At 71.6% G+C, this 15,186-nt stretch carries 9 protein-coding genes and 1 pseudogene; 8 read left to right on the forward strand and 2 right to left on the reverse strand.

Annotated features, from left to right (window positions below; genetic code table 11):
• On the reverse strand, positions 1–690 hold the full coding sequence (locus NHL51_RS11150; protein WP_434143795.1) for a DedA family protein: 690 nt from the start codon (positions 688–690) through the stop codon (positions 1–3).
• A gap of 292 nt (positions 691–982) precedes the next feature.
• On the opposite strand from NHL51_RS11150, the gene NHL51_RS11155 reads away from it, so the two are divergent.
• From NHL51_RS11155 to cydC, 4 genes are read left to right on the forward strand one after another with little or no spacing between them, the layout of a single operon-like run.
• On the forward strand, positions 983–2,452 hold the full coding sequence (locus tag NHL51_RS11155) for a cytochrome ubiquinol oxidase subunit I (protein WP_434143796.1): 1,470 nt from the start codon (positions 983–985) through the stop codon (positions 2,450–2,452).
• A gap of 12 nt (positions 2,453–2,464) precedes the next feature.
• Positions 2,465–3,496, forward strand: coding sequence for a cytochrome d ubiquinol oxidase subunit II (gene cydB / locus NHL51_RS11160; protein ID WP_434143798.1), 1,032 nt, complete (start codon positions 2,465–2,467; stop codon positions 3,494–3,496).
• 10 nt (positions 3,497–3,506) lie between these two features.
• Entirely contained in the window at positions 3,507–5,234 is a 1,728-nt protein-coding gene (cydD, locus tag NHL51_RS11165; protein ID WP_434143800.1) for a thiol reductant ABC exporter subunit CydD, read from the forward strand.
• On the forward strand, positions 5,231–6,910 hold the full coding sequence (gene cydC / locus NHL51_RS11170; RefSeq protein ID WP_434143802.1) for a thiol reductant ABC exporter subunit CydC: 1,680 nt from the start codon (positions 5,231–5,233) through the stop codon (positions 6,908–6,910). The genes cydD and cydC overlap by 4 nt, the downstream gene beginning before the upstream one ends.
• A 1-nt stretch (position 6,911) precedes the next feature.
• On the opposite strand, the gene NHL51_RS11175 is transcribed toward cydC, so the two are convergent.
• Complete coding sequence (locus NHL51_RS11175; RefSeq protein WP_434143803.1) at positions 6,912–7,718, reverse strand: aminotransferase class IV; 807 nt, start codon at positions 7,716–7,718, stop codon at positions 6,912–6,914.
• 54 nt (positions 7,719–7,772) lie between these two features.
• Here NHL51_RS11175 and NHL51_RS11180 point away from each other — a divergent pair, with 54 nt between their 5' ends.
• The 4 genes and pseudogenes from NHL51_RS11180 to NHL51_RS11195 all read left to right on the forward strand — a co-directional run.
• Complete coding sequence (locus tag NHL51_RS11180; protein ID WP_434143804.1) at positions 7,773–9,158, forward strand: anthranilate synthase component I family protein; 1,386 nt, start codon at positions 7,773–7,775, stop codon at positions 9,156–9,158.
• A gap of 109 nt (positions 9,159–9,267) precedes the next feature.
• Complete coding sequence (gene leuS, locus NHL51_RS11185) at positions 9,268–11,790, forward strand: leucine--tRNA ligase (RefSeq protein WP_434143806.1); 2,523 nt, start codon at positions 9,268–9,270, stop codon at positions 11,788–11,790.
• A 166-nt stretch (positions 11,791–11,956) separates the two neighbouring features.
• A complete protein-coding gene (locus tag NHL51_RS11190; protein WP_434143808.1) occupies positions 11,957–12,838 on the forward strand; it encodes a helix-hairpin-helix domain-containing protein in 882 nt (293 codons plus the stop codon).
• Between the two features lie 593 nt (positions 12,839–13,431).
• A pseudogene (locus NHL51_RS11195) lies at positions 13,432–14,853 on the forward strand (ComEC/Rec2 family competence protein); the annotation flags it as partial.
• Positions 14,854–15,186: the final 333 nt, after the last annotated feature.

Genomic DNA, 15,186 nt, shown 5'->3' on the forward strand with positions numbered 1-15,186 from the left:
CTAGGGCGTGGGGTCGCCCGCTTCGCCGCGCGACTCGCGTTGCCCCGTATCGTCGGCGATGAGATGCACGCGTTCGAGGCGCAGGAGCAGCCGCTTCACGAGCCAGACGCCCCCGACGACGACCAGTGCGGCGGCGACGAAGACGTAGCCCGCGCCTTTCACATGGCGGGCGAGCTGCTCGTACCCGGCGGCCGCCCCCGACCCGAGCCCGACGACGAGCACCGCCCAGATCACGCTCGCGGAGGAGGTCCAGGCGAGGAAGCGACGGTACGACATGCCGATCATGCCGGCCGAGAGCGGGATGAGCGAGTGGAACACCGGGAGGAAGCGGGAGAGGAAGACGGCGAAGCCGCCGCGCCTGCCGAGGTACCGATCGGCCATCTGCCAGTTGCGGTCTCCGAGCCTGCGGCCGAGGCGGCTCGTCCTGATCTTCGGCCCGAGCCAGCGGCCGATCGCGAAGCCGATCGACTCGCCGGCGATGGCGCCGAGCACGAGTGCGACGACGAGCAGCGCGAACTCGAGCGGGCCCTGGACGCCGACGGCCGAGACGAGCGCGATCGTGTCACCCGGAATGATCAGGCCGATGAAGATGGAGGTCTCGAGCATCATGCCGATCCCTGCCACGAGCGTACGCAGCAGGGGATCGAGGTCGCGCACGAACTCGATCAACGTCTGCAGTACCTCGGTCACGAGACGAGTGTATGCGAGGTGACACCGGTGGGCCCGGGGAGCCGCTCGGATACGGGGTCTCTCGACATCGAGAGGAATGTATTTCGAGGCCGAGAGGAATGTATTTCGAGGCCGAGATATTGATGTCTCGACGTCGAGACGCATTCGTAGGAAACTCTCAGAATCGATAAAATCGAGGCAGTCGGTCGTCGACCGGCCCCTTCCGGAGCGCACCGCTCCGCGTCGGAATCCACTACGGAAGTGCGATCGCCTCCGTGGTCGATCGCGCACCTCGATCGACCTGGAGCAACAGGTGAACGAACTCCTCCGCACGGCGGCACTCGACCCGCTCGCCCTCGCCCGCTGGCAATTCGGGCTCACGACGCTGTACCACTTCATCTTCGTGCCGCTGACGATCGGCATGGCGCTGCTCGTCGCGCTGCTGCAGACCGCGTGGGTGCGCACCGGCAAGACGAAGTACCTGCGCCTCACCAAGCTCTTCGGCAAGATATTCCTCATCAACTTCGCGATGGGCGTCGTCACCGGAATCGTGCAGGAATTCCAGTTCGGCATGAACTGGTCGGAGTACTCGCGCTTCGTCGGCGACATCTTCGGCGCACCGCTCGCGATGGAGGGGCTCTTCGCCTTCTTCTTCGAAGCGACCTTCATCGGCGTCTGGATCTTCGGCTGGGACAAGCTGCCGAAGCGGGTGCACGTGCTCTCGATCTGGTTCGTCTGGATCGGCACGGTGCTCTCGGGCTACTTCATCCTCGCGGCGAACGCATTCATGCAGAACCCGGTCGGCTTCGAGATCAACGCCGAGCGCGGCAGAGCCGAACTCACCGACATCATGGCGGTGCTGACGAACCCGGTCGCGGTCACGCAGTTCCCGCACACCATCTTCGCCGCCATCATGTTCGCGGCCGTCGTCGTGGTGGCCACCGCCGCCTGGCATCTGCAGCGGGGCCAGTACGTCGACGAGATGCGCACCGCGCTGCGCTTCGGCGCCTGGGCGAACATCGTCTCGTTCATGGGCGTCGGCCTCACCGGGCACTCGCTCGGCATGGTCATGACCGAGACCCAGCCGATGAAGATGGCCGCCGCCGAGGCGCTGTACAACAACGCGAGCGGCGCCGATGCCTCGTTCTCGATCTTCAGCTGGGGAACGCCCGATGGCGCGCACGAGATCTTCTCGATCCGCATCCCGTACCTGCTCTCGTTCCTGTCGAACGGCACCTTCGACGGCAGCGTCGAGGGCATCCGCGATCTGCAGGCCGACTACGAGGCGCTGTACTGCGGAGCCGATTCGATGCTCACCTGCCCGAGCGACGGCAGCTTCGTGCCGATCGTCTGGGTCACCTACTGGGCCTTTCGCTGGATGATCGGCCTCGGCGCCCTCGCCGCGCTCGTGTCGGCCGTCGGGCTCTGGGTCACCCGCAAGAACGCCGAACTGCCGAAGTGGGTCTGGCAGGTCGCCGTGTGGTCGGCGCCCCTGCCGATGCTGGCCTCGCTCGTCGGCTGGGTCTTCACCGAGATGGGGCGCCAGCCCTGGATCGTGTTCGGCGTGATGACGACGGAGAACGGCGTCTCGCCCGGCGTGCCCGGATGGGCGGTGCTCGTATCGCTCATCGTCTTCACCGTGGTGTACGGCGCCCTCGCGGTCGTCGAATTCAAGCTGATCACGAAGGCCGCGAAAGACGGCCCGCCCGACATCGAAGCGCCAGAGGGGCCCGACGGCGCACCGGGGGCTCCCGATGCGCGCAGCCTCGCGACGGTCTACTAGGAGCGCAGGATTATGGAACTCACGACACTCTGGTTCTTCATCGTCGGCATCATGCTCATCGGCTACCTGGTGCTCGACGGATTCGACTTCGGAGTCGGTATCTCACTCCCGTTCCTCGGCAGGGACGACACCGACCGCCGCGTCATCATCAACACGATCGGCCCGGTCTGGGACCTCAACGAGACCTGGCTCATCGTGGCCGGCGCCTCGCTCTTCGCCGCCTTCCCCGAGTGGTACGCGACCATGTTCTCGGGGCTCTATCTCGCTCTGCTCGTGATCCTCGTCGCACTCATCCTGCGCGGCGTCTCGTTCGAATACCGCCATCTCGGCAAGGGGCGCGAGTGGACGCGCTGGTTCGACCAGTTCATCTTCTGGGGGTCGGTCGTGCCTCCGCTCCTGTGGGGCGTCGCGTTCGCGAATCTCGCGCAGGGGCTGCCCATCCGCCCGACCGAGACCGGCGGATGGCTGTACGAGGGCACGCTCCTCACGCTGCTGAACCCGTACGGGCTGCTCGGCGGCCTGACGCTGCTCCTGATCGTGTGGACGCACGGGCTCGTCTTCATCTCGTTGAAGACCGCCGGCGAGATGCGGCTGCGGGCGCGGGCGCTCGCGTCGAAGGTCGGCGTCGCGGCGATCAGCGCCGGCGCCGTCTTCCTCGGCTGGACCGTGGTGCAGCATCTCGGCAGTGAGACGGCCGGGGTCGTCGCGCTCTGCTCCGCCATCGCCGCGATCGGGCTCATCGGCGCCTGGATCGCGAACTTCCGGGGCCGGGAGGGGTGGGCCTTCACCGGCAATGCCCTCGGCATCGTGTTCGCGCTGCTCGCGATCTTCATGGCCATGTTCCCGCACCTCATGCGTTCGACCATCGATCCGACGTTCTCCATGTCGATCGAGGGAGCGGCGAGCTCGCAGCAGACCCTCGAGCTGATGACCTGGCTCGCGCTCCTGACGCTGCCGCTCGTCATCGCCTACCAGGCCTGGACGTACTGGATCTTCCGCAAGCGGCTGACACGGGAGATGATCCCTGTCGAGGCCCACGCGTAGGAGCGCGACGATGAAACCGTTCGACCCGCGGCTGCTGCGCTCGGCCCGCGCCTCGCGGTGGGTGCTGGGCGCGGGGGCCGCGCTCGGCCTCGTGCGCGCCGTCGCGATCACGGCCTGGTGCTGGTGCCTCGCCCAGGCCCTCGCGATCGCGGTGCTGCCGGTGCTGGGGGGCGAACCGGCCGGGCGCCCGCTCGAATACGCCGCCCACGCCTCGGCCCTGCCGCAGATCATCGCCGTCGGCCTCACGGCGCTCGTGGTGCGCTCCGCCGCGGGCTGGGGGATGGACATCGTGGCGAGTCGCGGCGCCGCGCTCGTGAAGACGCAGTTGCGCGAAGCGGCGCTCGATGCGCTCGACGCCCGCTCGCCGTTGCGGGCCGGCGGGAGACCGGACGCGGAGCTCGCGACGGTGCTCGGGCGCGGGCTCGATGCGCTCGACGGGTACTTCTCGGGCTACGTGCCCCAGCTGATCCTCACCGCGGTGTCGACGCCCGTGCTCGTCCTCGGTGTGCTGCTCGCCGACCCCGTGAGCGGTGCCATCGTGATCGCGGTGTTCCCGATCATCCCCGTCTTCATGATCCTCATCGGCCTCGCCACGCAGGCGGTGCAGGACCGGCAGTGGCGCCAGCTGCAGCGGCTCTCGTCATCGTTCATGGACGCCGTCTCGGGAGTGCCGACGCTGAAGCTGTACCGGCGGGAGGGGCGCCAGTCGTCGCGCATCGCCCGTGAGACCGAGGAGTACCGGTCGCGCACGATGCAGGTGCTGCGCGTGACCTTCCTCTCGGGGTTCGTGCTCGATCTCGCCGGTACCTTCTCGATCGCGCTCGTCGCCGTCACCGTCGGTACCCGGTTGGTCGACGGCGCCTTTCCGATCGCGCTCGGGCTCTTCGTGCTGCTCCTGCTGCCCGAGACCTTCATCCCGATCCGGCAGGTCGGCGCCGCCTATCACTCATCCGCCGAGGGGCTCGCCGCTTCGGCCGATGTGTTCTCGATCATCGACGGCGACGGCGACGGCGACGGCGAGGGCGACGGCGAGGCCGAGCCGGCCGTACGCACGGCGGGGCTCGCGCCATCGGCCGCCGTCGTCGAGGCAGGCGCGGGCCGCGCGGCGCTCCGCATCGATCGGCTCGAGATCCGTCGGGGCGACCGCCGGATCGGCCCGGTGAGCCTCGCGGTCGAGCCGGGCAGCGTCGTCGCGCTCGCAGGGCCCTCGGGGGCGGGCAAATCCTCGATCGTCGCCGCGCTCCTCGGATTCGTGCCGCCGGCCTCGGGGTCGATCTCGCGCTCCGTCGAGCTCGCGTGGTGCGGGCAGCGGCCCGGGCTGCTGCAGGGATCGCTGGCGCAGAACATCGCGATCGGCGATGCGGCCCCGGACCGTGCGCGCGCGGCGCGGGCGCTCGCTCGTGTCGGGCTCGAGGGCCTCGGCATCGACCACGAGCTCGGCGCCGGCGGTTCGGGGGTCTCGGGAGGCCAGGCGCAGCGCGTCGCGATCGCACGGGCCCTCTACCGGGCCGACTCCCGACCCGGGGCCGCCCTCGTGCTCGACGAACCGACCTCGGCGCTCGACGCGGAGAGCGAGGCGCGCATCATCCGCGTCGTGCGCGAGGCCGCCGAACTCGAGCGGCGCCCGGTGCTCGTCGTCAGTCACCGGCCGGCCGTGCTCGCTGCGGCCGACCGTATCGTGCGCGTCGGCGCCCCCTGCGCGGCCGCCGTCGGCCTCGAGGCGGAGGCCGCCCGGTGAGCGCGGCGGATGCGGCGATGCGGCGACGGGTGATCGCCCGTGCGATGCCGCCGCGCGCGAAGCGGCTCATGGGCATCGTGCTCGGGGTGCTCGCCGACGTCTGCGTCGTCGGGCTGCTCGGCCTGAGCATGTGGTTGATCGTCAGGGCGGGGGAGCAGCCGCCCATTCTCTACCTGACTTTCGCGATCGTCGGCGTGCGCGCGTTCGCCGTCGGCCGCGCGGGCCTCCGCTACGCCGAACGGCTGTCGAGCCACGATGCGGCGCTGACCGAGCTCGCCGGGCTGCGCGCCGGCACGTTCGAGGCGCTGGTGCCGCGGGTGCCCGGCGCCATCGAGTCGAGCCGCCGGGGCGACGTGCTCGCCGCCTTCGTCGAAGACGTCGACCAGCTGCAGGACGAGCCGTTGCGCGTGCGGCAGCCGCTCGTCGTCGGCACGGTCGTCGTGGCACTGAGCCTCATCGCGATGGCGTGCGCGTCGCCGCTCGCGGCCCTGATCGTGCTCGGGATGCTGCTGCTGAGCGGTGGCGCCGCGGTCGTCCTGTCGCGACGGATGGCGAGCCGCTTCGACCGCGCGCTGGGCGCGGCGCGCGCCGCCCTCGTCGACGCGCTGCTCGAGCACCTCGCATCGGCCGACGTGCTCGCCGCGTTCGGCGCGCTGCCGCAGCACCGCGAACGGGTGCGCTCGGCCGAAGCACGGCTGCAGCGGGTGCAGCTGCGGCGCGCACGCTCGGCCGGCCTCACCGGCGCGCTGCTGGCGCTCGGGTCGGGGGTCGCCTCCGTGCTCGTACTGCTGCTCGTGATGCCGCAGCTCGGGGCGCAGATCTCGGCCCCGCTCTTCGCCGCCGCGGTCGTCGTGCCCGCCGCCGTGTTCGAAGTCTTCGCGCAGGTGCCGGCCGCGCTCGTCGCCCGTCGAGCCGTCGCGGCGAGCGCCGATCGCGTCGCCGCGCTGACCGAGACTCCGATCGCGCCGGAGGTGGTGTCGCATACGGCGGGCGCCCGGCTCGATGGGCCTGCCGACCCCGCGGCCCCCGTGATCTCGGTGCGCGGCCTCGCCGTGCGCCACGCCGGGGCCGCGCGCGATGCCGTGTCGGGCGTCTCGTTCGACGTGAGCGCGGGCGAGGCGGTGGTCGTGCGGGGGCCGAGCGGCTCGGGCAAGAGCACGCTCGCGCAGGCGCTCGTGCGGTTCATCGACTACCGCGGCTCGTATCGCCTGCACGGCGTCGAGGCTCGCGGCCTCGCCCCCGAGGAGGTGCGCCGCTTCGTCGGCCTCTGCGAACAGACGCCGCACCTCTTCGACACCGATCTGCGGCAGAATCTGAAGTTCGCACGCGACACCGCGAGCGACGACGCACTGCAGTCGGTGCTCGATCGGGTCGGGCTCGGCGACTGGGCCGTGGAGCGGGGCGGGCTCGACGCGCCGGTCGGCGAACGCGGTGCACTCGTCTCGGGCGGGCAGGCGCAGCGCATCGCGCTCGCGCGGGCGATCCTCGCCGACTTCCCCGTGGTCGTGCTCGACGAGCCGACCGCGGGCGTCGATCGCGACCTGGCGGATCGGCTGCTCATCGACCTGCTCGGGTCCGTGCCCGCAGACCGGGCCGTGATCCTGATCACGCACACCGAACTGCCCGAGGGCCTGCCGATCGCGCGCGTCATCGACCTCCCGGCCGGGCGCGCCTGAGTCAGAACTCTTCGCCGAGCACCGGGTGCCAGGTCGCTTCGAGCGCCCGCCGGTACTGCGCCAGCCGGGCCCGTTCCGGGGTGCGCAGTGCCACTCCGTCGATGGTGCGCACCGGGCGGATGCCGTGCAGCGCGTTGAGCGCCCAGACCTCGTGCGCCGCGAGCTGCGCAGGTGCGATCGTCGCGCGATGCACCGCTACCCCGGCATGCTCGGCGATGACGGTGATGAGCGCCTCGCAGACCGATGCCACGCGGGAGGGCGACTCGACGACGCACAGCGCACCGTCGTCCCACCATACGATCGCCGTGGTCGCCCCTTCGAGCGCTTCGCCGGCGTCGCCGAGCAGCAGGGCCTCCGCTCCGATCGTACGGTTCAGCGCGGTGTGGCGCGCGAGGTTCGGCCCCTTCACCCACGGGGTGCGGGCGTTCTCGAACGCGGCCGAGACGAGGTCGACGCGGCGGCCGAGCGCGGGCAGCGGGCGCACCCGCAGGTCGAGGGCGAACGGGGCGGCATCCCGGCGCGCCTCGAGCTCGCGGTCGGTTCGCAGCTCCAATCGCGGGAAGCCGGCACCGCCGCGCGAGATCCGCTCGGGCGTCGATGCGAGGAAGGGGTCGCAGACGCGTTCGAACCAGTCGGTGCCGACCGCGTTCTCCGCTTCCGCGCCGCCGATCGCCTCGACGACACCGGCGCGGAAGCGGTCGAGGTGCAGCGGGAATCCCCGCACCTCGGCCCGCCCGCTCGCGTCGTCGATGCGCACTCGGAACGAATCGGCGACCAGGAGCTCGCCGGCGCTCGTCGCTGCAGTCATGCCTTCACCCTACTGCCGCGCGAATGCCGCGCCCGCGGCCGCTACGCTGTTCCTGTGCAGCAGAGCGACGAACGCGGGGCGGCCGCGTCGCGCGGCCCGTTCGTCATGGCTTCCGCGGAGGTCGTCGGCATCGCCGAGCGGCTCGCTGCGAGCGGGGAGCCGTGGTTCTGGTTCGACGGCGCTGCGGCGCCGGCGGGCGAGAGCCGCACGAGCTATCTCGGTACGGCGAGCGCGATCCGCATCGCGGAGCGCGGCCGCGAACGGGAGTTCCTCGACGGGCTGCGCGCCGAGGTCGGCGCCGGCGCCGGCCGCGGGTTCCGCAGCGGCTGGGTCGTCGCACTGAGCTACGAGTTCGGCGTCTCGCTCATGGGGCTCGACCCTTCGCCCGATGACGGCGCACCGGCCTTCGCGCTGCGCGTCGATGCCGTGCTCGCGGTCGACCACGATTCGGGGGTCGCCGAGGTGCATGGAGCGGATGCCGCCGCGTGGGCCGCGCGCTTCCCGGCACCGGCCGCCGCACCGCAACCGGCACCGGCGCCGATACCGAATCCGGGGGAGGGGCAGCGGCCCGTCCCGACCTCGTGGCGGCGCGACGACGTCCGCTATGCGGAGGAGATCGAAGCCTGCCGCGCCGCGATCGGCGACGGCGACGCCTACGTGCTCTGCCTCACCGACACCGCAGCGGCTCGAGGCGAGTTCGATCCGCTCCGCACCTACCTCCGCTTGCGGCGGAGCGGCCCGGCTGCCCGCGGCGCCGTCGTGGTCGCTCACGATCGCTCGCTCGTGAGCGCGAGCCCCGAGCGCTTCCTCGGCCTCCACGACGGGGCGCTCGAAACGCATCCGATCAAGGGCACCCGACCGCGCGGGGCGAACGCAGCCGAAGACGCGGTGCTCGCCGCGGATCTGGCAGCGGACCCGAAGGAGCGCGCCGAGAACCTCATGATCGTGGACCTCATGCGCAACGACTTCAGCCGGGTCTGCGCGGCCGGCACCGTCGGCGTCGCCGACTTCCTCCGCGTCGAGACCCATCCGCACGTGCACCAGCTCGTGAGCACGGTCTCCGGTCGCCTGCTTCCGGGGCTCGGCATCGCCGACGCCATCGCGGCCTGCTTCCCGGGCGGTTCCATGACCGGCGCGCCGAAGCGGAGCGCCGTGCAGATCCTCCAACAGCTCGAAGAGCGGCCGCGAGGGCTCTACTCCGGCTGCTTCGGATGGATCGACGATCGCGGCGACGCCGAACTCGCGATGACCATCCGCGGTATCGAACTGCGTGAACCGCTGCGCGAACCGCTGCGCGACGGGGTCTCGAGCGCCAGGCGTTTCGCGGCGGCGCTCGTCGGGGCGGGAGGCGGCATCACGGCCGACTCCGACCCGCCGCGGGAGGTCGCGGAGAAGCACCTCAAGGCGGCCGCGATCATCTCGGCGCTCGGCCCTCGCTGACCGATCGCGCACTGCTCGGCCGAAGGGCGAATGCGGCCGGCTCGGCGCGGTATCCTTGAACGGTGTGTGCTCGCTCCGGCGAGCGATCCGACGACTAGTAGAGGTGCGCGTGACCGACCAGCAGCGGCGAGAATCAGAGGGCTACGACTTCAGGGCGATCCAGGATCGATGGCTGCCCGTCTGGGACGAGCTGAAGCCCTTCGAGGTCGATGAGGCCTCGCCGAAGCCGCGCAAGTACGTGCTCGACATGTTCCCGTACCCCTCGGGCGACCTGCACATGGGGCACGCCGAGGCGTTCTGCTTCGGCGATGTGCTCGCGCGCTACTGGCGCGGCCGCGGCTACGAGGTGCTGCACCCGATCGGGTGGGACTCGTTCGGGCTGCCCGCCGAGAACGCCGCGATCAAGCGCGGCGTCGACCCCCGCGAATGGACGTACGCGAATATCGCGCAGCAGAAGGACTCGTTCCGCAAGTACGCCCCGTCGTTCGACTGGAGCCGCGTGCTGCACACGAGCGACCCCGAGTACTACCGTTGGAACCAGTGGCTCTTCCTGAAGATGTACGAGAAGGGGCTCGCGTACCGCAAGGCCAGCTGGGTCAACTGGGACCCGGTGGATCAGACGGTGCTCGCGAACGAGCAGGTGCTCTCCGACGGCACCTCCGAGCGCTCGGGCGCCGTCGTCGTGAAGAAGAAGCTCACCCAGTGGTACTTCCGCATCACCGACTACGCGGATCGGCTGCTCGACGACCTCGACCAGCTCGAGGGCAAGTGGCCGACCAAGGTGCTGAACATGCAGCGCAATTGGATCGGCCGATCGCGCGGCGCCGAGGTCGAGTTCGAGATCGAGGGCCGCGAGGAGAAGGTGCCGGTGTTCACCACCCGCCCCGATACGCTGCACGGCGCCACCTTCATGGTCGTCGCACCCGATTCCGAGCTGGCCGCGGAACTGGCCGCGGGAGCGTCCGAGGAGACGCGCATCCGCTTCCAGGAATATCTCGACCAGGCCCAGAAGCAGACCGAGATCGAGCGCCAGAGCACCGAGCGCGAGAAGACCGGCGTCTCCCTCGACCACTTCGCCGTGAACCCGGTCAACGGCGAGCGCATTCCGGTCTGGGTATCAGACTACGTGCTCGCCGACTACGGCCACGGCGCGATCATGGCAGTGCCCGCCCACGACCAGCGCGACCTCGACTTCGCCCTGAAGTTCGACCTCCCGGTGCGCGTCGTCGTCGACGTGCGCGATGCCGACGGCGCGGCCCTGCCCGATCCCGCCGCGAGCGGCATCGCCACAGCGGGCGATGGCGTGCTCGTGAACTCGGGCGAGCTCGACGGCCTCGAGAAGTCGGCCGCGATCGCGCGGGCGATCGAGGTGCTCGAGGCGCGCGGCACCGGCCGCGCCGCGACGACCTACCGCCTGCGGGACTGGCTCATCTCGCGCCAGCGCTACTGGGGCACCCCGATCCCGATCCTGCACGGCACGGGCGGCAACGAGGGTCGGATGAAGCCCGTCGACGCCGCTTCGCTCCCCGTCGAGCTCCCCGCATCGCAGGGCCTCGATCTGAAGCCGAAGGGCGCGTCACCGCTCGGCGCCGCCACGGAATGGGCCACGGTCGCGGAGGCCGACGGCGACGTCTGGCTGCGCGACCCCGACACCATGGACACCTTCGTGGACAGCTGCTGGTACTACCTGCGCTTCCTGTCGTCGAACGACGACACCCAGGCGTTCGATCCGGAGCTCGCGAAGCAGTGGGGCCCGATCGACCAGTACGCGGGCGGAGTCGAGCACGCCATCCTGCACCTACTGTACTCGCGCTTCATCACGAAGGTGCTGCACGACCTCGGCTACCTCGACTTCGAGGAGCCCTTCACCGCGCTGCTGAACCAGGGCATGGTGCTGCTCGACGGTGCGAAGATGTCGAAGTCGAAGGGCAACCTCGTCGAGTTCGCCTCGGAGCTGCAGGAGCACGGCGCCGACGCGCTGCGCGTCACGCTCGCCTTCGCCGGCCCGCCCGAGGACGATATCGACTGGGCCGATGTGTCGGTGCAGGGGTCGGCGAAGTTCCTCGCGCGCGCCTGGCGCATCGCTGACGACGTGGAGCAGCGGGGCGCAGCCCCCGGCGTGGCGTTCGCCGCCGGCGACAAGGCGCTGCGCAAGCACACCCATCAGCTGCTCGCCGATGCGCCCGGCCTCGTCGAAGCGTACAAGTTCAACGTGGTCGTCGCGCGACTCATGGATCAGGTGAACTTCACGCGCAAGGCGATCGACTCGGGCTGCGGCGTCGCCGATCCGGCCGTGCGCGAATCGGCCGAGGCGATCGCGATGATCCTGTCGCTGTTCGCCCCGTACGCCGCGGAGGACATGTGGGCCAAGCTCGGTCACGAACCCTCGGTCGCCCTGGCCGAGTGGCCGGCATCGGACGCATCGCTGCTCGTCGAGGACGAGGTCACCATGGTGGTGCAGGTCGACGGCAAGGTCAGGGATCGCCTGACGCTGCCCGCCAACGTCACCGAGGCGGAGGCGGAGGCGGCGGCCCGCGCTTCGGCCTCCGTGCAGCGCTCGATCGGCGCACGCGAGGTCGTGAACGTCGTCGTGCGCGTGCCGAAGATCGTGAGCATCGCGACGCGCGGCTGACGCTGCTCTCCCGATCCCGGCCCGGCGTCTGACGCGGGGCCGGGATCGTCGCATGTGCGGGCAGTACCTTCCTCCACAGGCGACGAATCGGGCATTTCAGCGGCGACTTGTTCGGATAGCCGGATCCGCGCGCACCGGCACCCGGAGTTCGGCCTACATTGGCCGCATGAAGCCGGACATCGAAGAGATCGAGCCCAGGACGCGGGGGAGTGCGGCGCTGCGGGAGTCCGCCTCGCCGGGCGCGGTGATCTGGAGCTCCGAAGCGGTGCTGCGCGCGCGGGCCGCGGAGACGGACGGCAGCGGGCCCGCTGCCGCGCATCGCGCCGTGTCGGCGCCGATCGCACGTGCGGAGGCGCCCGGGCTCGCGGCGCAGCTGAAGCGCGCGGTCGCGGTGCCGGTGCTCGCCGGCGCGACGGTGTTCGTCGTCGCGGTCGCGATCGCCATCATCATGGCGACGCTGCAGATGCGGCCGGGAGCCGCGGCAGCGTCGGAAGTGGAGCACGCGCTGTCGGCAGCGACCGCGGCCGGCAGCGGAGCGGATGACGAACCCGAAGCCGCCGGGGGCGCGGTGGATTCCGCCGACTCCGAGATCATCGTGCACGTGATCGGAGAGGTCGCCGCGCCCGGTGTCGTACGCCTCCCCGCGGGCTCGCGCGCCGCCGACGCGATCGAATCGGCCGGAGGAGCAACGGAGGCCGCAGTGCTCTCGGCGGTGAACCTCGCGCGGACGATCGTGGACGGCGAGCAGCTGCTCGTGCCGAACGCGGCGCAGATCGAAACCGGCACCGCGGTGGACGCGCCCGCGGCCGCGGAGCCGGCCGGTGCCGCCGCGAGCGGGTCGGGGCAGGGAGCCGCATCGGTCGACCTGAACGCGGCGACCGCCGCGGAGCTCGAGACCCTGCCGCGGGTGGGCCCGGCCCTGTCGCAGCGGATTCTCGAGTGGCGCGAGGCGAACGGCGGCTTCACCGCCGTCGACCAGCTGCGGGAGGTCTCGGGCATCGGCGAGAAGACCTTCGACGGGCTGCGAGAGCTGGTGTCGGTGCGATGACCGCCGGGAACCCGCGCACACCCGCAGGGGAGACGCTGCACTGGCGCGAGGAGCGCGAGCGGTCCCCGCCCGGTACCTGGCGGCTGTTCGCGCCCGCGCTCGTCGTGTGGGCGGTCGCCGCATGCGCCGTGCTGCGGCCCGCGGCGGGCTGGGGCATCGCCATCGCGGCGGCGACCTGCGGCGGCCTGGCGCTGATGGGATCGGCGCTCTTCGGGCGGGGCCGGTCGGCGGCCTCGGCGCACCGGCTCCGCCTGCTGTTCGAGGGCGGCGCAGTGGGCTGTGCGCTGCTCGTGCTGCTCGGGTCGAGCGTCGCCGTCCACGGTCAGCAGCGCGCCGATCCGGAGATCCTCGCGGCGGCTGAACGCCGGGAACCGATCCGAGCCGCCGCGACGCTGAGCGCATTCCCCCAACTGCGGCTCGGCGACGACGGCGCCGTGCGATCGGCGTGGGCGACGGCGGTGCTCGATGCGCCGTACCGGTCCGTGCCGGTCGTGCTGTGGCTCGGCGAGACCGAGGCAGCGGCCGGTGCGCGGCTCGGACCCGGGAGCCGGGTGCTCATCGCAGGTACGGCGGTGCCGCTTGAAGCCGGGGCGATGTCGGCCTACGGCATCCGCGTCGACGCGTTCGACGTCATCGGCCCTCCGCCGCCCGGCACGCGGTCGTCCCCGGCGGCGGGCGCGCGGCAGCGGCTCGCCGAACGCAGTGCGCGGGTCGCGGCCGATCTCCGCAACGGTTTGCGGGAGACCGCGAGCCGGGTGTCCGGAGCCGAGCTGCTGCCCGGCTTCGCCGTGGGCGACACGTCGCTCGTCTCCGACGCGCTCGAATCGAGCATGAAGCAGGCGTCTACGGTGCACGTCACCGCCGTGTCCGGGGCGAACATCGGCCTGCTCACGGCCTGCGTCATCGGGCTGGTGAGCCGTCTCGGCTTCGGCCGCAGGCTGCGCATCCTCGCGGCCGCGATCGCGCTCGGCGGCTTCGTCATCATCGTCGGCCCCGACTCGAGCGTGCAGCGGGCTGCGATCATGGCCGTCGTCATGCTGGTCTCCGACTTCGGCGGGCACCGCTCGAGGTCGTTGCCCGCGCTCGGGCTCGCCATGAACGCGATGCTCATCGCCGACCCGTGGCAGGCGCTGCAGCCCGGATTCGCCCTCTCCGTCGCGGCGACCGCCGGGATACTGCTGATCGTGCCTGCCCTGGAACGCGGAACGGCGAAGCGCTGGCCGTTCGCCGCGGGCCCGCCGCGATGGCTCGTACTGCCGGTCGCGGTGGCACTCTCCGCGCAGCTCGCCTGCGGCCCGCTGCTCCTGCTGCTGCAGCCCGGTATCCCTGCCGCGGGCATTCTCGCGAACTGCTTGATCGAGACCGCGGCGCCGCTCGGCACGGGCCTCGGGCTCGCGGCCCTGGTCGCCCTGCCCCTGTCGGCCGAGCTCGGCGATGCGTTCGTACGGCTCGGGAGCTGGCCCGCGAGCTGGGTCGCCGCGGCCTCCGAGATCGCGGCGGGCCTGCCCGCGGCGCGCTGGGCCTGGCCGGGCGACTGGCCGGGGGCGCTGCTGCTGACGGCGGTCGAAGGCTCCGTGCTCGTCGCGTGGCTGCTGGCGAGCGGCCGGTTCGCTCCCCGACGCCTCGGCGACCCCGAAGAGTCGCGCACGGCGCCGTGGGCGGGTCGCGCGCAGACGCCGCTGCGCTCGCGCAGCATCGTCGCGTGCCTCGTCTGCGCCGCGCTCGGCGTGTTCGCCGGGCCCACGCTCGTCGTGCCGATCGCAACCGGATCGACGGTGCCCGCGGATTGGAGCGTCGTCGCCTGTGATGTCGGTCAGGGCGACGCGCTGCTGCTGCGCGACGGCGAGCCGCGGGGCGAGGTCATGCTCGTCGACACCGGGGACGACCCCGAGAAGCTGCGAGCCTGCCTCGACCGATTCGGAGTCTCGGAGATCGCACTGCTGGTGCTCACCCATGACGACCGCGACCATGTCGGAGCGCTCGGCGAGGTGGTCGGCCGCACTCGCGAGGCGCTCGTCGCACCGGCGAACGCGCTCGATGGCGACGACCGTCCGGTGCTCGGCGCACTCGGGGAAGCCGGGGTGCCGACGATCGTCGGCGCGAGCGGTATGCGCGGCGGCGGGCCGGCGATGTCCTGGGAGGTGCTCGCGCCCGATGCGGCCGCCCGGCCGGCCGACGCGAACTCGGCGAGCCTCGTGCTCGCCGTGCAGATCCGCGGCCTGCGAGCGCTGCTGCTCGCCGACACGGGCGAGGCCGAGCAGCGCGCGTTGCGCGCGGCCGGTGCGGAGCTGCGTGCCGATATCGTGAAGATCGCCCACCACGGCAGCAGGGATCGCGACGCCGGCTTC

This window comes from Leucobacter sp. gxy201, from assembly GCF_051043335.1.
GTDB lineage: Bacteria > Actinomycetota > Actinomycetes > Actinomycetales > Microbacteriaceae > Leucobacter.